Genomic DNA, 25661 nt, shown 5'->3' with positions numbered 1-25661 from the left:
TGCAATAAGTGTTTGTTCAACCTTACTTGTAGCTGCAACTTCATTAAATTCCTCTAAAGTTTATCCAGACCACAATCTATAATAATATCCTTGTTTCTTTAGTAAATCTTCATGATTGCCTTCTTCTATTACCTCTCCCTTATCCATAACATATATTCTGTCACATCTCATTATTGTACTAAGTCTATGTGCAATAATAATAGTTGTAACATTTTTTGTACATTCTTCAATTGTTTTTTCTATTACTTTTTCAGTTATTGAATCTAAATTTGAAGTTGCTTCATCCATAATTAATATTTCTGGCTTTTTAATTAATGCTCTAGCTATTGCAAGTCTTTGTCTTTGTCCTCCTGAAAGGTTTGTCCCCTTTTCTTCCAAAGGAGTTTCATACCTTAATGGTAATGAATTTATAAAATCATGTATTTGAGCTTGTTTGCAAACTTCTATTATTTCCTCATAAGTTGCATCTTCATTTGCAAATTGTAAGTTTTCCTTTATACTACCCGAAAAGAAAAATGAATCTTGAGATATATATGACATCTTATCTCTTAATGCTTCTTTATTTATATCTTTAATATTATAATTATTTATAATTATTTCACCTTTTTCAGTATTATAAAAACTCATTAAAAGCTTTGCAATAGTTGTTTTCCCAGATCCACTTTCCCCTACTAACGCTATTTTTTCTCCTGGTTTTATATCCATATTTATATTTTTTAAAACTAATTGTCTTGTTCCATATCTAAAATCAATACTTTTAAAGTTTATGTTACCTAATAAAGTATTAGGATTTATCTTCTTATCTTCATCTTTAGATTTTTCCAATTCTAGATCTAGAATTTCTCCTAATCTATCAGCTGCTACCATAGCACTTTGTAATTGAGGTTGTAAATTTATCATTCTTTCTACTGGTTCAATAAAATATGCAAGTAAAGAATTAAAACTTATTAATGTACCTACTGTTATATCACCCTTTAAGGCTAAATAAGCACCAATCCACAATATACATATTCCAAATATACTTTTTACAGTATTCTTAAGCGATCCTTGAATATTATTTACATATCCATACTTAAATACCGATTTTATAAATTTAATAAATTTCTTTTCAGTTTCTAAATTTACTTTTCTTTCTCCATTAAATGCTTTAACTGTTTCTATACCTTCTATTGATTCAACTAAGTATGAGGTTAGTCTAGCATTATCTTCCATTAAATTTCTATTTACATCTTCTAAAGACTTTTTAAATATAAATACTAAAGCTAAATACAATACTATTGGAATAAAGCAAAACCAAAATAATTTTGAGCTTTGCATATAAAGAATAACTCCACCAACAACAGCCATTAATGTATCTATCATTAAAGTAAGTGTAGCTGATGATATTGCATCTCTTATCTTCCCTGCATCATTAAATCTCGATATTATTTCTCCAACTTTTCTAGTTCCAAAAAAGTTCATTGGGAGATCAATTACATGGTTATAATATCCAAGTAATAATGGTATATCTATATTTTGTGACATATGAATTAATAAAAGACTTCTAAAAAATTCTGTTATTATCTTAAATATAGATAGTCCAATCATTGCCAAGGATATTACTAATAAACTTTTATTTAAATTATTTGGTAATATATCATCTAATAAAAATTTAAAATAAAATGATCCCATTATACCTATAAGTGTTATTAATATAGATGATATAAATATATTTACTAATAAATTTTTTTGAACTTTAATAAGTCCCCAAAACCTTTGAAACAATCCTTTTGTTTCATCACCTTTTTCAAAAGTTGGTGCAGGAACCATAATTATTAATACTCCAGTCCATATTTTAAAGAATTCTTCTGGAGTATATTTAACTATTCCCTTACCTGGATCTGCAATTAATATTTCTTCTTTTGTTACCTTATGTATTACGACATAATGTAAAAGAATTCCATCCATAATTACATGTGCTATCGCAGGTTTCGGAAATTCAGAGAAAATATCCTCTGGCTTTGACGCTTTTACTCCCTTTGCAATAAAACCTAATACTTCAGCTGCTTTAATTACTCCATAAGCTGATGTTCCATTTAAATCTGTTCCAGCGACTTCCCTAATTTTTGATATTGGCGTCTTTAATCCATATTGTTTAGAAATAGTGGCAAGACAAGCTGCACCACAATCTTTTATATCATGTTGTTTTATACAATTATATTTTTTTAGTATACCCATTTAAATAAATCCCTCTTCCTTTTTTGTGATAATTTGTATAATATATTTAAAGTGTAAACTATTTACTTTTTTTGTAAATATGTTATCATAACTTTTGTAATGTTTTATATTTAAAATACTTATTAGAAATTAAGGAGAAATCTTATGATAGAAACTGGTCAAGAACTATATTTAACTAATTTATTGTCATTTAGAAAACAACTTACCCAAACTGAAGTTCAAAAAGAAATGAACAGTATAGAATCTTTTATTAAAGATAATAACTTAACAGTAGTTGGTCCTAAAATTTCTACTACATATTCAGTTACACAATCTATGACACCAACTATGGATATTGAAATTCTAATACCAGTAGATAAGTAATTCAATGGAACTGATATGTACAAGCTAAGAAAGGAATTCAAACTTATAAACTGCTTAAAAGTAAGTCATAAAGGTAATCCTATGACTTTTCAAAATACAATTAGAAATCTACAAAAGCATATTGAAAATAATAAACTAATACCAATAAGTTCTTTATATACAGTAAATATTAAAGAAGCAAAAACTCCAGAAGAAATGGAAAATTTCTAAACTGATGCTTATGTATCTATAAGTTCTAATATTCTTTAATTAGTTAATACTCTCCTTATAGAAGGCGCCAGAATTAAGGGGTTTATTATAAATATATAAATGGAGGTTTTTATTATGGAAATTAAACTAAATTTAAATTTTGAGTTAATTGATTCTAATGAGTTAATCACAATAAATGCCGGTAGCCCAGCTGATTATGATTTTGGTTACAAAGTAGGTAAAGCAGTTGGTAGCGCATGGAGCTGGTTCAAAAACGAAGTTCATGATATGATTTACGGTATACCAGTTTACTAAATTTAAAATCAAATTAATTATAAAATTGTTATATTTAGGAGGAATTTTTATGAATTTTATACAATTAGAAAATAAAGAATTAAATAATATTTCTGGTGGTAATTGGTTACTAGATACTTGGGATGGAGCTAAAAAGATTTATACTGACCTTAGAGACGGTGGTTGGGATGGTATTGGAGACTTTTTTAATGGTTTTTATGATGGTTTTAATGCAAATTAATTAAATTTTAAAAATTGTATAAAGGATATTGGTATATTATATCCTTTATACTTAATTGAGGAGGATTAATATTGACAAGTATTTATTATAAAATAAAAGATATTTTTAACTTTTTCATGAATATATGTAAATATATTATTACGTTTATTATAAGTTTTTTCTTTGTATTTTTCCTACAAGATAATTTTGAATTTAATGATGATATTGGATTCTCTTTAGCATTAATACTTTCTATTTCTCTCTTTATTCTTTTATTAAAAAAAGAAAATAAGTCCCCTATAGAATATTTAAAAATACATAAGATAACATTAAAAAATACTTTATTATTAATATTATTTGCCTTTATCCTTGTAGGTTTTAAATTAACAATGGCAAATATATTAATAAAATATATACCCAATAATGTTACAAGTGAAACTCAATTATATTTCTGGAGCATACTTTCTTTAGTTGTTATTGCTCCAATATGTGAAGAAATATGTTTTAGAGGCATATTACTTCAAAAACTTACAGAATTAATGCCCTCATTTTTATCTATTATTATTCAAAGTTTTATATTTGGTATCATACATGGAGCATTTTCTGGGCATATTATACAAAGTATAACTTCAGGACTTTCAGGTGTAGTATACTCTTTAATCTATAAATATAAAAATAACTTAACTGATTCAATTTTACTACATAGTTTTCATAACTCTATTTTAGTTATCTTAAATTTATTATTTCCAAGCCTTTAATTCTAAAAATATATTCAAAAAGTATATGCTATACACTTTATTTATCTTCTTTTTAATATGTAAATTAAAAGATATAAGGATCTATATAGAAAAAATCAGTCCATATCACCTTATATCTTTTTTATTTTTTTATTTTTTTAATCTTTCAATTTCTTCTTTTTGTTCTTCAATTATTTTTAAAAGTTCATTTTCTTTGCTAGACCATTCTTTACTTAATTCGTTAATGAGGGAGGCCATTTCATCTGCTGAGCCAACTATCCTATTAAATAAAAGAAGATTTGATTTTAGGATTTCTGGTATCTCTACATGTGAATATCTTAGTCTGTGGTCTATTTCACCATATCCTTCTTCAAATATTGTTCTAACTTGGATTTCTGCTATAACTTTTTCATTAGTTGGATAAAATTCTACTAAGTAATGAACTGATCTGTATCCTGATACTCTTGATCTAACTTCTATATCTAGTTCTTCAAATATCTTAGTATTATCTCCATCTCTAACATTTGCAGTAACTTCTATAACATTCCAAGTCTTCATTATAAATTCATGAATAGCTTGCCATTGATCCTTAAATATATGAATAACTCTAATTCCAATTAAGTCATTTATCTCATTCTTATAATTATCCACAGTAAATTGAAAATCATCACCATATTTTAATCTTCTATCTTCTGTTTTTCTTATTATTTTTTCGATTAATCTATCTGGTTCTTTAATTCTAGATTTTACTGTATGCACCATTGACTGTGAACGTAGAATATTGGCTATAAAATTAGCTTGATTTTCATAAGATACTTTATAATCTACAAAATCATTGTAAATATCCTTTAAAACCTCAACATCTATATTCTTCTCTTCGATAATTTTCTCTACATATGGATATTTTAATAAAAATTCATCTATTTTAAAACTCTTCTTCACTTAACGCTCCCCTTTGGACATAGAATTAAACTAATAATAGTTTATTATCTTCCTTGTCTTCTAGTACTATTTCTATTATTACTTTTACTATTCTTTGCTCTTGAGTTTTTTCCTTTAGTTTCTCCAAATTTTCCTTTTGATGAGTTTTTACTATTTGTAGACTTTGAATTTGACTTAGAGCCTGGCTTTGAGTTTGATTTTCTTGATTTAGAATTTCCTCTTGCTATAGCTTCTTCTTTCTTAATCTTAGCCATATATCTATCAGCCTTAGATTTAATTAAGCACTTAGGTCCATTACCAATTAAGTCTTCTCTTCCAGCCTTAACTAAAGCATCATGAACTAAATTATAGTTCTTAGGATTTTTAAATTGAAGAAGTGCTCTTTGCATAGCCTTTTCTTCTCTTGTTTTTGGAATATAAACCTCTTCTCCTGTTATTGGGTTAATTCCTGTATAGAACATAGCTGTTGATAATGTTCCTGGTGTTGGATAAAAGTCTTGAACCTGCTCTGGTTGATACTTTGTATCTCTTAAATATTCAGCTAATTCTATGGCTTCATTTAATCCACTTCCTGGATGGCTTGACATTAAGTATGGAATTAAATATTGCTCCTTACCTAATTGTTTATTTATCTTAAAGAATTTTTCTCTAAATCTATCATAAGTATCACCAGATGGCTTACCCATATACTTTAATGTATTAGCTGCTACGTGTTCTGGTGCAACCTTTAATTGTCCACTTACATGATGTTCTATAAGCTCTCTAAAGAATGTATCATTCTTATCTGCCATTATATAATCATATCTTAAGCCTGAACGAACAAAAGCTTTCTTTACTTTAGGTAGCTTTCTTATTTTTCTTAATATACCTAAGAACTCGCTATGGTCAACTATTAAGTTTTTACATGGTTTTGGAGTTAAACATTGCTTAGTTTTACAAGCTCCTATAGTAAGCTGAGTTTTACAAGCTGGCTTTCTAAAGTTAGCAGTTGGACCTCCAACATCATGTATATATCCCTTAAAGTCCTTAAGATTAGTTATTTCAACAGCTTCTTCTAATATAGATGCTTCACTTCTACTTTGAACTGCTCTTCCTTGATGGAAGGTAATAGCACAGAATGAACAGTTACCAAAACATCCTCTTGAACTTACTATACTAAACTTAACTTCTTCTAAAGCTGCTATTCCACCAAATTCATCATATATTGGATGAGATTCTTTAGTATATGGAAGTGCATAAACCTTATCTAATTCTTCTCTTGTTAAAGGCATTTCTGGTGTATTACAAACTACATATTTATTACCATGCTTTTGAACTAATACCTTTCCTCTTACAGGATCTTGCTCTTCATATTGAATCTTAAAAGCTTCAGCATATTTCATCTTATCTTTTGTAACTTCTTCTTTAGAAGGTAATAATTTATAATCACCATAAATTTCATCTAATGAATCTATAGTATATGTAGTACCATTAACGTGTCTTATGTATTTAGCTTCAAATCCATCATTTAAAGCATTTGCCACTTCAACAATTTGCTTTTCACTCATTCCATAAATTAAAAGATCTGCACCACTATCTATAAGTATTGAATTTCTTACGTTATTTCCCCAATAGTCATAGTGAGCCATTCTTCTTAAACTTGCTTCTACTCCACCTATAACAATATCTATATTTTTATAAGCTTCTCTTATTTTATTACAATAAACTATAGTTGCTCTATCTGGTCTTGCTCCCATTTTCCCACCTGGAGTATAAAGATCCTTTTCTCTAGGTCTTTTACTTACAGTATAATGGTTAACCATGGAATCCATGTTTCCTCCATTAACTAAGAAAGCAAGTCTTGGTCTACCAAGCTTCATAAAATCATCAGTACTATGCCAATCTGGTTGTGGAATAATACCAACCTTATACCCTGCATCCTCTAAGACTCTAGAAATAATTGCTGTTCCAAAGCTATGATGATCAATATAGGCATCCCCTGTAACTATTATAAAGTCACATTGTTCCCAGCCACGTTCTTTCATGTCTTCTTTACTTATTGGTAGAAATCTATTATTTGACATTTAACCACCTACTTTTTTATTTTCGCTAATTGATTATAACATTATAAAAGAATTAAATCATTTATTTTTTTAAATTTACAGAAAGTTACTAGCATAAATTTAAAAAATAAGGAGCTGTAATATTAGCCCCTTATTCTTTTCAATATAAAATTATTGATACAATTTGCTCCAAATTAATAGAGTATATTAAAGTTGAGTTACATATCCCTTATTTATCAAGAATACATCACCTATAAATGATGTGTTATCATCCGTGCATATGATAGCACCATCATCACATATTCCATACAATGGATATTTTTCGGAAATCATAAGTAACTCCTCAGTTATATTATCTTTATCAAAATGAGGTTCAACCGAAAATTCAACTAATCCCAATGCTTCATATATTTTCAGTTCATCATGTTCGCAAGTTAATGTACACACAGCCGTTTTTGTCATATTTATTGAACCTGCACTCATTCCTATAATCACGCCTTTTTGTTCTCTGATACATGCTATTAGTCCATAAGATTCCAAGTAAGTAAACTGTTTAGGTGTATCTCCACCTGCTAGCCATAAAATATCTGCATTTCTAACCATATCTTGTGCAGCTTCTTTTGAAACTCTACCATCTATAACCTTGACACTTTTAAAAGTTATTCCACAATCAGAAAACATCTTTAAAAAGTAATTACAATACCAATCCGTCTTTTCATATATATTTTCAAATTCAGAAGCTACAAAAACAAAGTTCATATCTGCTTCTTTTATATATATCTTCAACAGCCTGCTAAAATCATCAGGAAAGCCATTAGGAAAGCCACTTGTTAGTATTTTAACCATCATATATACTCCTTTTCATACCATCAAAATAATTATAATCTTTATTAGTAATACAATACAATTACCTAATAAAATATATTTTTATTTTACATTCTACTTTGCAGCAGATACCTTCTCTCTATGGTTATATCTTGAATCTTTATTTATAGCTAAGAATAAAACTATTGCTGATACTGCTATAAATAAAATTAAAGATTGTATATAAGGCATAAAATTATAGCTACCACCTTGCCAGAAATCAGCAAACTCACTAGATATATAAGTTGTAGGGAAAAGATACGCTATTTTCATAAGAGGTTCTGGAAAATCTTTTGCTTGCACTCCAAACATTCCACTTAATATCATTATTAAAAAATAAAGTATCATCGTTATAGCATAGGTTGGCCCAAATTTCTTTATAAATAATGCAATACCATGAGCTAACACAAAAAATATAATAGAAAGTAAATATAATGAACCAATCAAAATAATAACTGAAGCAAAGGATGGCACCAATATTCTTAGACCTAAGGATACTACTATTGTATATATAACCATTGCCACTGTCATAAATATTAAATAAGCAACTATCTTTGATAAAACTAAAGTTTTCTCACTATAGCCAAATAATCTAAAACGAAGTGGTATATTTTTTTCAAGCTCTTGTGAAAAAGTTGCAGAATATCCAATGAATACAGTAGCCAAAGGAAGCATTAAACTATTACTTATAAATATGGTAGTAACTACTGTATCTTTTGTTTCAGATGGAACCTGTGCTCCAATTAAATTTCCTAAAAATATTGACATAAATATTGGAAAAATAAGTCCAAATATTAACATAAATATATTTCCTAATAAATTTCTAAGTTCATATTTAACTAAATTGCTTCTAACTAATTTTACTTTCAAGCTCCTCACCCTCCTCACTACCTACTTCATTATTTAATTTTGCATTAATACTCATAATTTCTATATCACAATTACTTCTTTTAAAACTTATATCTTTTTCAATTAAAAGACTACATACTTCTAATTCTTCATCTGTATTTAAACAAGAAATAGCTATTAAATGTTGTGGAGATTTTATCTTTCTAAAAGCTTTTGTTACTTCTATATTTTCCTTTGTATTATTTAATATTATTATTGATTTACCACAATACTTTTTGAACAACTCTTCCTTTTTACCAAAATCAATAACTCTTCCTTTTTCTAATATTAATATTTTATTAGTTAATTGCTCTAACTCCTCATAATAATGAGAAACTAAACAAATTGTTGTTTTCTTATTTTTGTACCACTCTTCAATCTTACTCATTAATTGTTGCCTTGTCTCAAAATCAAGTCCAGATGTAACTTCATCAAAGAAGGTTAAAGGTGAATCTTGAATCAATACAAGTATTATAGTTAATCTTTGTTTTTGTCCTCCTGAAAGTGCACTATACTTTTTCTTTAAACAATCTCTAAAATCAAAGAAATCAATTAATTCTTGTAACTTCTTATTATCTTTAATCTTTGTATCTAATATAGCTTCAATAATATACTTAACTGCCATAGTATCTACATAATTATTAAATTGCATATGTGCAGCAATTTCTTCGCTTTTTACAGATGTATTAATAGAGCCATTATAAATAATTAATCCTAAAATTGATTTTACTAAAGTAGTTTTTCCAGCTCCGTTGGATCCTATTATTCCTATTCTATCTCCTTCTTCAAATACAATTGGAGATTTAATTACTAAAGCTACTTCTTTTCCATACTTAACTTCTAAATTATTTATAGTAAGCATTTTAACCTCTCCTCTTTCTATCTTCTATAAATTTATTATAGTATGTCCATATGAATTTCATATGAAGATTCTATGCAAATCTAATGTAGCTTTTACTCCACTTACAATATTATTAACTTCTATCTTATAACCTAATAAATTAGAATAATAATATGCTATATAAAGTCCTAGACCACTCCCCCTGCTTTCACTATTACTTGATACAAAAGCATCAAATATATTAGGTAAAATCTCTTCATCTATATGTGCTCCATAGTTTATAATTTCTAACTTATTTTTTACTAAGGTTATTTTTATATTGTTATTTTTGTCTGTATAAGTTATTGCATTTGTAATTAAGTTATCAATAATTTTATATATTAAGTGATAATCCGTTTCTTCTATAATATTTTCTAATTCTTCATCTAATAAAATTTGCTTTTCTTTTATTTCAATTTCATGACTACATATTATTTCATAAATTAAATCTTTTATATTAACCATTTTCTTATTTACAGCTTTATTATTAAGATTTAATATTTCATCTATAATTTTTCTAATAGCTTGAATTTGCTCCTTTACTTTTGGTAAATATTCTTTTGTATTTTTATACTTACCAACTTCATCAATCATACCTTCCACAAGTAAAAGTGCTGATGCAACTGGTGTTTTTAATTGATGTGAAGATGCCCTTAAAAATACCTCCTGCCTCTTATTTTCAGCAATTAATAATTTATTCTTTTCTTCTAAAGCCTTAAAGCTTTCATTTAACTTACTATAAAGTTCATTTAATGTATTTCCTAAATAAGATATTTCATCTTCTCCTGTTATTTCTATAGGATAAACTTCATTTATATTATTATTTTTAATAAATTCAGCATGGTTGGCAAGCTTCTTTACTGGAATAATAATCTTTCTTGAAAAGTAATAAGTAGATATTAATATAATTAAAATAATTACTGCTATTATCATTGGTAAGCTTTGAAATACAATAAATCTTATTTCTTCTATTTTAGGTGTCATTACTGATAATAATGTAATAATTATATTTCCATCATTAATAGTAACTGCAGAAAAAATTGTATAATAATTTATTCCATCAAAGTTATTAAGTTCAAAAATTATAGTATCATCTCCAACTATATTCATTTTACTTGAACCATCAGTAAATGGATTTTTATTGTTACTTCTAACAAACTCAAAGTTTATTGGTAATTCATCAATAAAATTATCTTTATAGAAACTATTCTTTAAAGTTTCAAAAAACTTAATATCATAATCTTCAAGTTCTTTTAACTCCTCAGTATTATTTGCATAATATCTAACTTTATCTAATAAATTTATTAAATCTATTTCATCATCTTTTATTGTAATCTTAGCTGTACCAAAGGTATTTGATGCATAAATATCTTTACCACTTGAAGGAATTTTAACACTTATAGTTCCCGATGGATTAGGCGAATATATATTACTGTAATCTTCATTCTTAATATACTCTTCTTGTATTTTCTTTATAGATTGGTAATGACTTTTACTTAAATAATCTGTATATAAGGAAGGTAACATAACTATAAAATAAATTAGTATAAGGGATAGAATCATTCCAGAAAGCAAAGCACTATACATAAAGGTTTTCTTTGATAAATTCATCAGATACCCTCCTTATTAAACTGATACCCAACTCCAATTACAGTTTTAATATAATTATTAGGTAGCTTTTTTCTTAAGTTCTTAACATGTGCATCTATAATTCTGTCATTTGATATATAATCTTCATTAAATATTCTTATAATTAATTGTTCTCTATTAAAAACTCTATTTGGTTCCTTCATTAATGTTTGTAATAATAAAAACTCACTTAAAGTTAAATTTAAACTTTTATTATTATAATAAGCCTGATAGGTTTTATCATCTATATAAAGCTCATTATTAGTGTAATTATCATTTTCTTCTTTTAAGCTTCTTCTTAAAACTGCTTCTATCCTCTTTAATAGTAATATAGGTGAAAAAGGCTTAATTACAAAGTCATCAGTTTTCAAATTAAAAGCTTTAAGTTGAGTTTGCTCATCACCTAAAGCAGTTAACATAATTGTAGACATTTCCTTTTTGTTTTTATTTATGTATTGTAGAACTTCTAATCCTGAAATCTTAGGAACCATTATATCTAATATAGCTAAATTAAAATCTTCATTTTTTAATTTTTCTATTGCTTCTTCTCCATTACATACACAAGTGACTTCATAACCATGCATCTTCATATATTCAGTTGTAACCTCTAATATATTAGGCTCATCTTCTAAAAACAATATTTTAATCATATTTTCCTCCATATATTTATCCAAGGGCTTTCTACCATAATTATACAATCAAATAATATAATTGTCATATATAACTAAAGTGTTTTCTTGAAGTATTATTTTTGTATTTTTTGAATAAATTTGTATTTTAAATAGTAAATCTAGGAAAAAATATACACTTTCCTCAGTAAAATGTTTATAATAAATATAACTTTTTTTTTAATATCTATTGATTATTGTTGCTTTCTTAAATAAAAAAACAAAGAATTTAAGAAATTCATTTAAGTTTTTAGAAAATCTTTGTAATCATAAAATACAAATATCAAAAAATTCATATGTTAGGAGGATAAAATTTGAAAAATTCTAAAAAGAAAGTACGTCAATTAGGATTATGTGGGATGGTAATTGTAAGTTTTGTCACAACAAATTTTATACTACCCACCAAAACAACCTATGCTCAAACAACATCCGAAAATAATAGTGTTACTTCTAGAATAATATATGTAACTAGAGGTGATGACTATTCAACTGCTGGATTTGGTACTGAAAACAGTCCATATCAAAGCTTTTCATATGCAATAAGACAAGCAAAAGATGGAGATGTTATTAAACTATTAGAAAATATTATTTACATTACAGATGAAGGAGTTCCTTTCAATATCGATAAAGCTGTTACTATCGATGGTAATGGTGGACATAGATTGAATTTTAGAGGAATGGATGTAGAGTTAAGCAAAGATGTAAAATTTAAAGATTTAGTACTTAATATGATACCAGAAGGTATTTCTATTCCTAAAATCTATGTATCTGGGCACAAAGTAGAATTTAATAATGTAAGTACACTTATTAGTATTGCACAACCTAATACTAGACCTATGTTAATAGCTGGAACCTATGGTGCTAAAGAAGGTGGAGATCATTCAGAAATTATAATCTCTGGTGGAACTGAAGAAACAAGATTTCATAAAATTTTAGCAGGTGATGAAGATGAAATTAAAACTACTCCAACTACAATTAGTATAATGTCATCAAGTGCACAAGTTACAGAAGGAATTGACTTAGGTGGGGAAGGTATGCCAATGAATGGAGAAGTAAATATAACTTCTAATTCAAGATATGTTAATACTTTCTATGGAGCTGATAGCGAAAATCATACTATAAAACTTGAAAATGTAAATATGTATAATGCAACTTTTGATAATATACAAAACTTATCTTTGAAAAATTCATCAGTTAGTGTAAAAGATAACTTTGAGTATATAATTGGTGATCTATCTTTAGAAGAAAATAGCAAATTATTTTTAACTGAAGCACTTGTTCCAACTATAGATATACAAAATCTAAAAGGTACTGGCGAAATAACAATTTCAAGAGATACTGATTTATTAATAAAGAAAAACCTAGAAGGTACATTATCTCTTAAAATCAATGATTTTGGAGAAAATATGCAAGACTATATTGGAAAAAGTTATTTAACTGTTAATGGCAGTATAGCTAATGAGCCAACTATTTCACTAGTAAGACCTTCATCTGATTATTTTTTTGAAAAAGATACTAATACTAACACTTACACTATGAAAGAGAATTCAGGAACTACTAAACATGATGTTACTATAGTTTATAAACATAATAATAATGTTATAAAAAATGAAAGTTTTAAAATTGAAAATGGTGGTAACGTGACCCTTACCTTACCAAAACCTGCTGAAGGAGAATATAAGATTAAAGACACCTTTGATGAAAATCAATTAAAAAATATCACATCATCAAAAACTATTGAAGTACCATTAGTACATGTTATTGATGCTGCTGTACTTACTCCTTCTATTAAAAATAAATACAACGTAACAATTAATTATACACATCAAGGAAAAATTATTAAAACTGATAATTTTGAAGTTGAAGCTGGTAATTCAGTTACACTAGCTTTACCTAAGGCTGATAATGGTGTATATAAAGTATCAGATACTTTTGATATGTCTTCACTTAATAATATAAATCAGTCAAAGACAATTCAAGTACCATTAGTACACGTTATTGATGCTACTATACTTACTCCTTCTATTAAAAATAAATACAACATAACAATTAGCTATACATACCAAGGAGAGACTATTAAAACATATACTTTTGAAGTTGAAGAAGGAAAATCAATAGACTTAGATTTAATAATGTCTAATATTGAATCCTTTAAACTAGCTGATGGGTTTGATGATACTTTATTAACAAATATCACTTCTACAAAAACTATTGAAATACCATTAGCATCATCTATTGAAATAGTTGAAGATAATTCTACAAAAGATGATATGACTGAAAATGATAAAGATAAAAATAATAGTGTAATTCAACCAAATACAAAGGAATCGGATAAAGATTTTTCAACAAAAAATGAAGAGCCTATTAAACATGATAATATTACTTATACAAATAACTCATTACCAAAAACAGGAGATTCTACAAGGGTTATACCATTAATTATGGGCTTTATAACAAATAATATAGCACTAATAGGGCTTTTCTTAAAGAAAAGAAAATAAATTTAAATACTACATACATCAAAGATATTAAAAAAAATCTCATATTTTTATATAAACTTCTAATAATATAACTGATAAATATTTTAGGAGGTAACATATGAAAAATCAAAATAGCAAAAAGCATTCTAAAGAAAACTACTTGAAAAATGGCTCAAAAACTCAAAATCAACATGCTAATAATCACTACAACTTTAGTACAGAAGAACCAGGTATAAATGAAAGTGGAGTTGAAGCAAAGAAAAGAGGATTTTAGTGCTGGTGCACAATGAAGAATGTATAATGTAGAATAGAATTATTGAAGTAATTTGTTCTAAATTGAAAAAATATTTTTATTTTTTCATTTCATTATGAATTTTAAAAAAGTAGTTAGTTTTGTTTTTATACAAAACTAACTACTTTTTGCAATCTTAATAGAACTCTTGATTATTTTTGATATATACTAATTATTCTTAATACTATTTTAATTCATTCCAAATATTATTAAAGGCTTCTTCATCTAATTTAAAAGCGAAGTTCAATCCTTGATAATAGACATATCCATCTTTAAATAGTCTTATCTCTGCTTTAGTTCCATCCTTCATTTTAAAAAACATAAATTTTTGATTTTCATTATTTGCTTCTGAATAATCTTCAATGCTTGAATAATTACTTTCTTTACAGAATAAACTATCTCTTAACTCTTTATCTTCAAGAGAATATGGTACTCCTTTATACATAGCATCTATAAACTTATTTATATTATCATCTATTACTATCTCTTTTTCATTTATATTTCCGTTATTCCAATTATTAAAAGTATCCCAAGTAATAATATTTTTATAAATTCATAGAAAATAAAAAACTCACCAGTAAGATGAGTTTTTATTTTCTATGAATTTATTTTAATTGCCCTTTATAGTTACCAATACCGCCTAAGTTATATACTTTATTGAATCCATTCCTGGATAAAATATTTGCCGCATTAGAACTTCTAGCTCCAGATGCACAATATACTATAATATCATTCTCTTTATAAGCATCTAAATTATTTATTTGTGAGCTTATTTGTTGAACTGGTATATTTTTTTCTTTAGGAATATGACCGCCTTTAAATTCTCCTGGAGTTCTAACATCTAATATTAAAGCATTGTAGTTCTGCTCTTTAAATATATCTTATTTCTTCAAAAGTTAATGGAGCTGTCCAAGCAGCTCCATTAATAAATTAAATATTTTTTTAAAATAACTTTAATTGTTCATCTTCTATTTTTGTGTATGTTGATACTAAAACTTCTTTTTCTTCATCCCCAACTATATGACTTGATTTTAATAATCTAAGTCCATTTTTTAATTTTGAATTAACTAAATTTAATACATATATATTATCAAATCTACTGTAAATTGAGTCTCCACCTAATCCAGTTAAGCATATAAGTTGAGTATTGCTTCTTTTAGCAATATCCATTAAAGGTATTAAAAGATGTGCTGCATTGGTCTGAGCAAAAGGATTATCCATAATTAATACTTTACTTTCTTCTTTTCTAGTAAAAATATCTTTATCTTCTTTTCTCATATATGATAATAAGCTTGATAAAATTACAAAGGCAGATAAAAACCCTTCGCCCCCTGAATTTTTAGAAACATCATCCCAACTAATTTGTTTTTGCTTATTTTCTTCTATTTTATATAATTTAATATTTATGCTACTGATACTAACTATTTCATCATATAACTTAATTATACTTACTCTGTTATCTATTAACTCACTAATATTTTCATTTTTCTCTAATAAGTCAATACATTGATTTCTTAAGGTTTCAACAAAGCTTTTTACTCTTAATTTATAAACTTCCTTGCTTTCCTCCCAGTCAGGTTGAATAATATTTAGCATCTTTACTCTTTTTCCGTTAATTTCTATAGAGGAATTATTATCTAATTGACTGATATTATTATTAACAATTGATATATATTCCATTATATTATCAATGATATTATTTCTTTCTTTATTTATTAATTCTATATCTTCTTTTAACTTTTCTATAATTGTATTGTAGGATTGTAATACTACATTTAATTGAGAAATAAACTTTTCTGGATTATTTACAAAGGTTAATAAACCATTAATTGATTCTTTAAATAAAGAGTCATTTATAAATATCTCTTCTTTGCTTAGTTTTTCTACAATTCTTTCTAAGCTCTTATTGGCTTTATTAACATTTTCATTATTTATTCTATTATCTCTTTTTAACTTTCCAGTATAATCTTTTAAATTAATATCTTCTAGGTTTAATTCAATAGCTTCCGTTATTTCAAATTCAAACTCATCTAAAGAAGCTGCATATAATTTAAATTCATTAAGGATTTTATTTTTTTCTTCTCTTTTAGAATATAATTCTTTCTCTTTTAATGATAGTTTTGCTAATTCTTCATCAAAATTTTTATTGAAAATAAGATTTCTATCTTTTGGCTGTGAAGTATTTATTAGCTTTTTAACTTCTTCTTTTAAATGATCAATCTTAGTTTTTATTCTTGTACTTTCTATTTCTAATTTACTTATTTTATTACCTAAATTGCTTATCTCTCTATTGTATTTATTTATTTCATTTTCTACTTCATTACTTCTTTCATGATTATAAATAATATTAATATAATCTTCATCTACTAAATTATAATATGAAGCACTATTAGTTAATTTATTTTGAACTTCTAAATATCTTTCATTAAGATTCTTTTGGTTTTCTATTAACTCTTCATAAGAATTTTTTATTTCTGAAACTAATGCATCATATTCAGACTTTAAATCTTCCAAATCTTTTTTTATAATATTTCCACTATCATAAGATGAATATTTTTTAACATCAATATTAATTTTATTTAGTGAATTATTACAACTTCTAATAGATTCTTCTTTTCTTTTTATTTCCTTTAAATTTTCTTCTAATAATATTTCTTCATTTTTAATACATTCTATGACTACTTTTAACTTTTCTTCATTTTCTTCCTGAGATTTTTTATTATTCTTATATTCATCATAATCTTTACATAACTCTATATAATCATCATTTTTATTATTAACCACAATTATTTTATGCTTTAAATCATCAATTTTATCTGAGCACCTTTTTATTTCATTTTCTAATTCCCCTATTTTACTTCCTAATAATATTATATCTTTTTTATTAGTTTGAATCTTTTCTTTAATTTCTGATATTTTATCTTCTAATTGAGTATATAGCAGCTTAGTTAAAGATGATTCTTTTATAAAAGACTTCTTATCTATATAAAATTCCTTTGCCTCTTCTTTTTCTGTTATTTTTTTCTCTAATATATTAATATCTTCTTCATGCTCTTTTATTAATCTATTTAGCTCAACTTCATCTAAAAGTTTATTATTAAAAGAAATATAGAAATTAACTTTATCACCTTCTATAATATTATAATTTTCATCAATTAAGTTTTCTTCAAGTTTTTCTCTATCTACAATTGCAATAGGGCTTGATGTAAAAGATTCTAGCTTTTCTCTTTTTAAAGCTTCTATTTTATTTCTATCCATAATTAATGAATATGGAATAAATGGATTTACTTTTACAATAGCTTCATTTTTCTCTTTTGAATATCCATTATTTTTTAACCACTTCATTCCATAAATAATGTCTATATCTCTTTTATTTAACTCTATTTCAAGTTCTTTTGGTAATTCTAATACTTTACCACTTTTCAACATATTTAATTCTTTTAATTGTTTATCATAATTTTTATTAAATTCTTTTATATCATTATTTAATATTTGAATTTTTTTATCTAACTTTTCAATAATAATATCCTTTTTGAAAATTATCCTTTCATCTTCATCTAAATATTTTAATATATCTTTTCTCTTTTCAAGCTCTTCATCATATTCTTCTAATTTTTTATTTTGATAATTTTCTTCTAATTCTAATTGACTTATTTCATTATTTTTAATTTCTCTTAAGGATTTTTTAGCCTTAATTTCTTCATTTAAATCAAAATATCTTTTTTCTTCTGTAATTCTATTCTTATTAATGCTCTCTATAGAGTTAATAATTTCTTTAGACAACCTTAATAAATCTTCATCATTATAATAACCTGTAATATTTCTTGATAAATTCTCATTATATTTTTTATTAAATCTCTCTTCAATTTTATTATAAGAATTAACTATTGCTTTTAATGAACCAAGCTTCTTATTAAGATCATTTTCAAAAGTTCTATTTTTCTTTAAGGAAGTACTTAAATTTATTTCTTTACTATTTAAATTACTATTTTCCTTTTCTAATAACTCTAACTCTTCCTTTAACTTATTTATTTCTATATTTAATAAATTTAATATAGAAAATCCTAAATCATTTATCCTAGGCTCTTTATCTCCTTGTTCATCCTTTAAAACCTTTATTTTATTTTCTACCTTTAATAATTCTTCAGATATATATTTGTAATTCCCATAAATTTCTGCACATCTTAATATATTTTTTTCTTTAACTGCTAGCTTTAATTTATCTTCATAATTAATTTTTTCATTATTTTTACTTTTTATTTCCTCATTGATATCTTCTAGTTGATCTAAAAAATTGTATATTTTCATAGAAAGTTCTTCATATTGAATTTCTCTTTTTTCGTTAAGTACATTTTCTATTAATCCTTCTATATCCTTTAGAATATTTTCTTGTGATAGTATTTCATCATAAAAGTATTTTTTTGAATTAGCTATTTTATTTTCATGAGCTTCCTTAATTAAAATCATTTCTTTAAAGTTATTGGCTATCTCTAAAACTTCTATAGATTTTTCATTAAATATCTCTATTTTATTTCTTCTATCTATATTACTTTTATTTGTTTTATATTGAATAATATATCTAGTTATTATTTCCTTATAATTTTTTATTCTATCTTCATCTTTATTTAACTTTTTTTCTATAGTTGGCAAAAACCAATTTTTTATTAATCCTTCAGAATTTTTTGCTTCCTTAAATAATTCTGATAGTCCTGATTCTTTTAAATTAATTTTTCTAATAATATTTTCCCATTCTTTATTATCAATACCGTATTCCTGAAGCTTATTAAAATATGCTTTAGATGTGGTATAATTGCTCATATCATAATAATTAAAATTATAATTAATATTCTTCTTTAAATCTTCAAATAGCTTTTTGGCATTAAGAAAACTTTTTATTTTTCTACTACCTTCATTTTCTTCTATTATAGGAAATCTTTTTATATCATATTCATTTTTATTCTTATATTCATAAATAAAATTAATTATATCCAATTTATCCTTTGAATTTTCATCTGAGGCTGATTCCTTTTTTCTAACCATCATTCCTGTTAATAAATATCCAGCATTATCTTCTAATTTCCATTCAACTAATATGTATGTAGGAGTTTTACTAGTAAAGTAACTTTCAAAAGGTCTATCTCCTAAATCTCTATGCCTTCTATTAACAAAAGGTGCTATCATCATCTGAACTAAAACAGATTTTCCTCCACCATTTCTTAAATTCAGCATAGTATTCTCCCCATGAAAATAGAAAGTTTCATCATCTATTTTCATAGTATTATTATTGTAATTTAAATTTACAATTCTAATATTATTTATATTACTCATATACTTCCTCTCCTAATGCTCTAAGAACTCTATTATAATTATTTTTATTTAATAAATGCCAATCCATAAAATTATCTAATTTCTGTGTAGTCTTTATCATATCATCACTTTGAATATAATAAATTAATCCTTGTTTATCTAAAAAGCTTAATATAGTATGTACAAATCCTTCTTTTGTTGTTTTAGATGTACTCTTTTTATCACTTGCCTTTAATGATTCAAATCTTTCTAATATATTAGTATAAGCTATACCATTCTTATCTTCATCATCTTCAGTAGATCTTTCAACGCCTTCTCTTAATTTTTCAGTTATAATATTTAGAAATTCTCCAACCTTAATAAAATCTCTAGACTTACTACTAAGACCAGTTGATCCATAAAAAGAAACTATTAATGTTAAAATAATAAATTGTGATAAATAATAATCCTTATCATTGGCTCCTGATTTACATAGTTCCTTCTTTAATTCTCCTTTGGAATAGCCTAAAAAATCATTATCTTCTTTAGGAATTAAGTATATCGTAGCTCCAAACTTTTTAACTACACATTCTACTTCTTCTCCAGCAACTTTTACAAGTTCTGCTATATTCTCATTTTCAGAATAAGCTTTATATAACTCTTCTTCATTTTCTTTTAACTCTTTATTTTTCAATAAATAATATAAAATCTTATTACTTATTTTTATTTCATCCATTGAATAATCCATTTATATTAAACTCCTTCTATCATAAACTTCAAAAACTATGTCAGAACAAATAAAATTCTTATAATCTCCATTTTCATCTTTTACATGTTCAAGCTTAATATCTTCACCAAACTCAATTTTATTTATTCTAACTTCTAAAATATTTGATAATAAATTATTTCTATCAATAATATCTAATATACTTTTGTTAAGCTGAAATTCTATTTCGTTATTATCAATTAAAGTCTTTCTTTCTTCTTTTAATTCATCAATATTTATATCTTTTATTTTTAACATTTCAATAATAACTTCTCTAAAAATTTCTACAGTTGGTATAAGTAAATCTCTTAATACTTCACTTTCCTTAATCATATTATTAATTTCACTTAAGGTTACTTTACCTTTTTCATATGCAAATTCTAATATTAATTCAATTATCTTGTTACATTTTTCAATACGTTGAAGTTTTCTTTTATTTTCTGCTTCAATTATATCTTCTTCATTAAAGGATAAAATCTCCTCATCATTTTCATTCTCTTTAGCTCTTACTGGTTGTTGAAATACAAATGCTTTGTTTATATTATAATTTTTATCTGGATTTCTAGTAAAAAGAGAAGAAAAGAATAAATGAATATTTTCCAATTTATTTGAATCTTCTAATATTTTATTAAACAGTTCTTTTTTAATATCAAATCTTTCAATAAGAGCCATTTTAGATATATTTTCTAATTCTTCTCCATAAATTCTTTTTAAATCAAAATGACTTTTTAATATTCTTTGTTCTTCATCTATTGTTCTTCCAAGATATTCATTTATAGTTCTTAAATTCATTAAACTTTCCATTTCTTCTTCATTTAAATCCTTAATATGAATATCCTTTTCTTCAAACATTAAAATTTTTTCTTCAATTGCTATCTTATGTGCTAAAAACTTCTTTTTATTATCATTAAGAATTCCAATATTTCCTTCCATCATTAACTTATATTCCTCTACAGAATAAGTTAATGGAGATTCCTTTATTCTTCTTATATCATCTTCCATTTTTTGAACTCTTCTTCTCATATTATTAAAGATATTTTTCATATCATCTAAAGCCTTATCATAAGAAGCTTTCTCTAAATGAAGTTTAAATATTATTTCTTGAATGGTTAATTTAAGACTTTCTTCTACTTCTAGTGTTGATAAAATTAACTCATATCCTTCATCAGTTAAGGAATAAGATACACGTCTAACCCCTTCTATATACTCCATAGAGTTTTTCAAAAAACTTATATTTATTTCCTTATATTCTGCTTTTTTATAGTTCAAAGCTTTAAAATACATAGCTTTTCCTTCATCACAAAGAATTACATTAACAATAAATTCAGCAAGTTCTTTACACTCTTCATAGGAAATGCTTTTTTTATAATATATTGAGTTTATTTCATCTATAAATTCACCAATATCATCAATGGTGCATAATTCTTCTTTTAAGGATTGCTCCATTATATACAATAGTACTGAAAATACTAAATTATCTTGTTCATATCCTTCTAAAAAACCATATTTATCCCAAGTTCTTTTGGAAATACTATTTCTAAATAACAGAGAATATGCACCTATTTTCTTCATTCTAATATGATGTTGATTTAAAAAATCTAATTTCATTTCTCCTCCATTTGTAAATCGATAATATTTATTATTTCCTGAGGAATATACAAATCATTTTTCAATATTTCTTCAATCTTTTCTTTATATTCTGAGGAAAATTGTTGTAAAAAATATTCATTAATATTCCTATTCTGTCCTTCTTTTGTTTTGGGTAAACTGTTTATATTTCTACTTTTATCAATCATTTTTTTATAGCCTTCTATAAAAATGTTAATAGCATATTTATCTTTATATTTACTATAAAAATTCTCATATATAATAATACCTTCATAATCAAGGTCCCCAAAATAATATATCTTATTTTCTTTGTTAGCTAAATAATCTTCAACAGATACATCATAATCCTTAAAAGCTTTTATTACACCTTTACCAGCTCCATATATTACTGTATCTATTTCTTTACCTAAAATAGTATTATTGTAATTTATTAAATATTTTCTCATGGTGTAATATGTATCTTTGTTTTCTAATATTAAAATATTTTGAGGAGTTTTTTTAGATTTTGAATAATATGCTAATGGTTCAGATGTGTCATAATAATTTAAATAATCTAAGCTCAAGCCAAGATTTTTTAATATTAATTTTCCTTCTTCTTTTTGTAGAAATTTTTCTCTTCCCCATATTTGAAATGATCTTTCATTCATGGATAAAGGTACTTTTAATAATTCTTCATTTTCTTTAATAAATGTATTTAATGCTAAAATATATTCTCTATGCTCTTTATACTTATTTATATTTTTCTTATAATAACTAATATCAAATTTACTTGATATTCTATAGTCGAGTTCTTCAAAATAAAATGAATTATCCTCTTCTTCCTCAACTATTCTATATCCTGTAAATAAAGCTGGCTTTTTACCATTACCACCACTACTTTTAATTGGCTCTATTTCATTATTTTCTATAAGTTTTAGTACTAAAATATATAAATCATTATATGTACTTACTTTATATAGCTTTTCTATTTCTTCTATGGTAATCTTCTTTTTATTAAACTTATCTTTTAACTTCATAATTCCTCTTTATTAACTTAAAAATATTATTTCTATAAATTTAATTATATCATAATATTTACTTTCTAAATATTATATAGGACTTTCTAATAAAAGAAAAAAAGATATATTATTTTCTATCTAACAAACTCCAAGACACTAAAATATAATATCTATATCCAGCTACACTTAAGTAGATAAATAAAAAACTCATCTAAATGATGAGTCTTAATAAAAATTATATTAGTTTTTCATGTTAATACATCTATATGCTAAGCTTGCTGCACTTTGAGTAAATAATCCAGTTTCTTTTCTATCTAGTAATTTGCTTATTGGAGATGAATAAAATAATTTCATTGCATCATACTTACTTATTGATTTTAAATCACTTATATTTAATATTATATCATCTATAAGCATTACTAAAATTTCGTCATACTCTGTCATTTTCATATTATCAAAGCTTATCCCCTTATTTTTTAATAAATTAACTATTTCATTAACAATATAATCTTCTCCTTGAGTATGAAGTGTATCATAATGTTTTATAATATATTCCTCTAATATTTTTGTTTTTTCAGTAAGTAATTTATATAAATCTGATGGTGACATATTTAAGTTTCGACTTAATGCAGTTATACAATATATAGAAAAATATAACTGTTCATCTGTTATATCACTTATATTAATCAATATACCCACCTCTTCACAATATAATAATTACTTTAATTATACCCTATTTCGATTTATTTTAAAATAAATCATATTACCTCTAACTTAATATTTTATCGCCAGTAATTGTTTCATTACTATCTATTGATTTCATTTTTTTATAATAATAAATTCCTAATGGAATAGCTGCTGCAAGCCATGCAACTGGATCTGCTAAACATATTCCTGTATATCCAATAAATTTAGGTAATGTAAAGGCAACAATTGCTCTAGCTATAAGCTCATATGCTCCTGCCATCATAGGAACAAAGGATTCTCCCATACCTTGAAGAGCATTTCTATATATAAATATTAATCCTAAAGGAATAAAGAATATTGCTGAATAATTTAAACATTCTTGTGCATATGCTAAAATGCTTGCATCTGGATTTTCTATAAATAAACCTACAAAGTACTTTCCACCAAATACTAATATTAGACCTGCAAGAATACTAGTAATTATAGATATTTCAGTACATCTTTTTACTCCCTCTTTGATTCTAGCATAATTTTTAGCGCCTAAGTTTTGTCCACAATATGTTGCCATAGTAACTCCAAAGGTAATAGCAGGTTGCATTACAATTTGTAATACCTTAGAAGCTGCTGTATATGATGCAATTACTGTAGATCCAAATACATTTAAAGCTCCTTGTACTGTCATTATTCCAAGAGCAGTTATTGAAAATTGAAGTGCCATAGGAATTCCTATTTTTAAGTGTTTTACATAAAATCTTTTTTTAACTTTAAAATCTTCTTTTTTAAGTCTTAATATTTCATATTTCTTATATGTATATATAAAACATAAAGCACTTGATACGCCTTGTGAAATAACTGTAGCATAAGCAGCACCTGCTACTCCCATATTAAAATTAACTATAAATACTATATCTAAAACTATATTTAAAACAGAGGCTATTATAAGGAAGTATAGAGGCGTTTTACTATCTCCTAATGCTCTTAATAAACTTGCAAACATATTATATGAAACTGTTGCTATAGTTCCAGCATAAATAACACTAATATAGCTATGAGCATCTTTCATTATATTATCTGGAGTATTCATTAAGTTAAGTAATGGTTTAGCTAAGGCCATACTTACTATAGTAACAATAACTGTTGCTATTAAACATAAAACTAAAGAGCTAGAAGCTGCTTTTTTAAGTCCATTTTCATCTTTAGCTCCAAACTTTTGTGAAACTAAAACTGCAAATCCACTAGTTAGTCCAACAACGAATCCATTTATTAAAAAAGACATAGATCCTGTTGCACCAACTGCTGCTAAAGCGTCTACTCCAACAAATCTTCCAACTATTATAGTATCAACCATACTATAAAACTGTTGAAATACATTTCCAATTAATAATGGAATTGAAAATAATAATATCAATTTAATTGGATTACCACTTGTCATATCTTTTGTTAATTCATTCTTCATAGTTTTTGTCATAAGTCTATTATCTCCTATAATTATTTTCGATAATATAGAATAACATTTTTCTTTAAAATAATAAACAGTTACTTAAAATTTTTCAAATGAAATATATTACATTATGTTAACTAAACTTATAAGCTGCCTAAGCAGCTTAAAGT

At 25.2% G+C, this 25661-nt stretch carries 23 protein-coding genes; 7 read left to right on the top strand and 16 right to left on the bottom strand.

Translation table 11 applies throughout. From position 1 onward, the window contains the following. Positions 1–60 precede the first annotated feature (60 nt). Complete coding sequence (locus ACQRD5_RS07390) at positions 61–2217, bottom strand: peptidase domain-containing ABC transporter (protein WP_291626986.1); 2157 nt, start codon at positions 2215–2217, stop codon at positions 61–63. A gap of 144 nt (positions 2218–2361) precedes the next feature. Between ACQRD5_RS07390 and ACQRD5_RS07385 the strand changes: the two genes are divergently transcribed. The 5 genes from ACQRD5_RS07385 (at position 2362) to ACQRD5_RS07365 (ending at position 4041) form a co-directional block, all read left to right on the top strand. Then, positions 2362–2580: a hypothetical protein gene (locus ACQRD5_RS07385; RefSeq protein ID WP_291626985.1), complete on the top strand. Its 219-nt coding sequence runs from the start codon at positions 2362–2364 to the stop codon at positions 2578–2580. Positions 2581–2595: 15 nt separating this feature from the next. Continuing rightward, on the top strand, positions 2596–2790 hold the full coding sequence (locus tag ACQRD5_RS07380) for a hypothetical protein (protein WP_291626983.1): 195 nt from the start codon (positions 2596–2598) through the stop codon (positions 2788–2790). A 114-nt stretch (positions 2791–2904) separates the two neighbouring features. Next, the gene (locus tag ACQRD5_RS07375; protein WP_291626981.1) at positions 2905–3084 is read left to right on the top strand and encodes a hypothetical protein; all 180 of its coding nucleotides are present in this window, start codon (positions 2905–2907) and stop codon (positions 3082–3084) included. 49 nt (positions 3085–3133) lie between these two features. Then, a complete protein-coding gene (locus tag ACQRD5_RS07370; RefSeq protein WP_291626979.1) occupies positions 3134–3304 on the top strand; it encodes a bacteriocin in 171 nt (56 codons plus the stop codon). Between the two features lie 71 nt (positions 3305–3375). After that, positions 3376–4041 (top strand): CPBP family intramembrane glutamic endopeptidase, encoded by a 666-nt coding sequence (locus tag ACQRD5_RS07365; protein ID WP_291626977.1) that lies wholly within the window; start codon positions 3376–3378, stop codon positions 4039–4041. Positions 4042–4170: 129 nt separating this feature from the next. Here the strand turns inward: ACQRD5_RS07365 and ACQRD5_RS07360 are convergent, their stop codons facing one another. The 7 genes from ACQRD5_RS07360 to ACQRD5_RS07330 form a co-directional block, all read right to left on the bottom strand. Then, positions 4171–4962: a RelA/SpoT domain-containing protein gene (locus ACQRD5_RS07360; protein ID WP_291626975.1), complete on the bottom strand. Its 792-nt coding sequence runs from the start codon at positions 4960–4962 to the stop codon at positions 4171–4173. Between the two features lie 44 nt (positions 4963–5006). Beyond that, on the bottom strand, positions 5007–7025 hold the full coding sequence (locus ACQRD5_RS07355; protein ID WP_291626973.1) for a YgiQ family radical SAM protein: 2019 nt from the start codon (positions 7023–7025) through the stop codon (positions 5007–5009). Between the two features lie 186 nt (positions 7026–7211). Next, entirely contained in the window at positions 7212–7853 is a 642-nt protein-coding gene (locus ACQRD5_RS07350) for a Type 1 glutamine amidotransferase-like domain-containing protein (RefSeq protein WP_291626970.1), read from the bottom strand. 90 nt (positions 7854–7943) lie between these two features. Continuing rightward, positions 7944–8747, bottom strand: coding sequence for an ABC transporter permease (locus ACQRD5_RS07345; protein WP_291626968.1), 804 nt, complete (start codon positions 8745–8747; stop codon positions 7944–7946). Continuing rightward, positions 8719–9618 carry an ATP-binding cassette domain-containing protein gene (locus tag ACQRD5_RS07340; protein ID WP_291626967.1) on the bottom strand — a complete coding sequence of 300 codons (900 nt, stop codon included), beginning with the start codon at positions 9616–9618 and terminating at the stop codon, positions 8719–8721. Before ACQRD5_RS07340 ends, ACQRD5_RS07345 begins: the two co-directional genes overlap by 29 nt. Positions 9619–9675: 57 nt before the next feature. Beyond that, positions 9676–11247: a HAMP domain-containing sensor histidine kinase gene (locus tag ACQRD5_RS07335; protein ID WP_291626965.1), complete on the bottom strand. Its 1572-nt coding sequence runs from the start codon at positions 11245–11247 to the stop codon at positions 9676–9678. Continuing rightward, complete coding sequence (locus tag ACQRD5_RS07330; protein WP_291626963.1) at positions 11247–11915, bottom strand: response regulator transcription factor; 669 nt, start codon at positions 11913–11915, stop codon at positions 11247–11249. Before ACQRD5_RS07330 ends, ACQRD5_RS07335 begins: the two co-directional genes overlap by 1 nt. 332 nt (positions 11916–12247) lie before the next feature. Here ACQRD5_RS07330 and ACQRD5_RS07325 point away from each other — a divergent pair, with 332 nt between their 5' ends. Both ACQRD5_RS07325 and ACQRD5_RS07320 read left to right on the top strand, forming a co-directional pair. Beyond that, positions 12248–14434 (top strand): LPXTG cell wall anchor domain-containing protein, encoded by a 2187-nt coding sequence (locus ACQRD5_RS07325; protein ID WP_291626961.1) that lies wholly within the window; start codon positions 12248–12250, stop codon positions 14432–14434. Positions 14435–14531: 97 nt separating this feature from the next. Further along, on the top strand, positions 14532–14687 hold the full coding sequence (locus tag ACQRD5_RS07320; RefSeq protein WP_291626960.1) for a hypothetical protein: 156 nt from the start codon (positions 14532–14534) through the stop codon (positions 14685–14687). Between the two features lie 202 nt (positions 14688–14889). Here ACQRD5_RS07320 and ACQRD5_RS07315 read toward each other — a convergent pair whose 3' ends face one another. From ACQRD5_RS07315 to ACQRD5_RS07280, 8 genes are all read right to left on the bottom strand, one after another. Beyond that, the gene (locus ACQRD5_RS07315) at positions 14890–15150 is read right to left on the bottom strand and encodes a hypothetical protein (RefSeq protein ID WP_291626959.1); all 261 of its coding nucleotides are present in this window, start codon (positions 15148–15150) and stop codon (positions 14890–14892) included. A gap of 160 nt (positions 15151–15310) precedes the next feature. Continuing rightward, positions 15311–15553, bottom strand: coding sequence for a rhodanese-like domain-containing protein (locus ACQRD5_RS07310; RefSeq protein WP_366781960.1), 243 nt, complete (start codon positions 15551–15553; stop codon positions 15311–15313). 94 nt (positions 15554–15647) lie between these two features. Continuing rightward, positions 15648–20033, bottom strand: coding sequence for a hypothetical protein (locus tag ACQRD5_RS07305; RefSeq protein ID WP_291626957.1), 4386 nt, complete (start codon positions 20031–20033; stop codon positions 15648–15650). Beyond that, positions 20026–20739, bottom strand: a complete 714-nt coding sequence (locus tag ACQRD5_RS07300; RefSeq protein ID WP_291626955.1) for a DUF6063 family protein — start codon at positions 20737–20739, stop codon at positions 20026–20028. Before ACQRD5_RS07300 ends, ACQRD5_RS07305 begins: the two co-directional genes overlap by 8 nt. Next, the gene (locus tag ACQRD5_RS07295; protein WP_291626953.1) at positions 20740–22365 is read right to left on the bottom strand and encodes a hypothetical protein; all 1626 of its coding nucleotides are present in this window, start codon (positions 22363–22365) and stop codon (positions 20740–20742) included. It lies immediately after the preceding gene. Continuing rightward, a complete protein-coding gene (locus tag ACQRD5_RS07290; RefSeq protein WP_291626951.1) occupies positions 22362–23381 on the bottom strand; it encodes a Wadjet anti-phage system protein JetD domain-containing protein in 1020 nt (339 codons plus the stop codon). The genes ACQRD5_RS07295 and ACQRD5_RS07290 overlap by 4 nt, the downstream gene beginning before the upstream one ends. Before the next feature lie 222 nt (positions 23382–23603). Further along, positions 23604–24053: a DUF3791 domain-containing protein gene (locus tag ACQRD5_RS07285; RefSeq protein ID WP_291626949.1), complete on the bottom strand. Its 450-nt coding sequence runs from the start codon at positions 24051–24053 to the stop codon at positions 23604–23606. A 79-nt stretch (positions 24054–24132) separates the two neighbouring features. Then, positions 24133–25518, bottom strand: coding sequence for an MATE family efflux transporter (locus tag ACQRD5_RS07280; protein WP_374044433.1), 1386 nt, complete (start codon positions 25516–25518; stop codon positions 24133–24135). Positions 25519–25661: the final 143 nt, after the last annotated feature.

The sequence above is a fragment of the Clostridium sp. SGI.024 genome (assembly GCF_050315195.1).
Classification (GTDB): domain Bacteria; phylum Bacillota; class Clostridia; order Clostridiales; family Clostridiaceae; genus Clostridium.
This window is presented reverse-complemented; position numbering and strand designations above follow the sequence as displayed.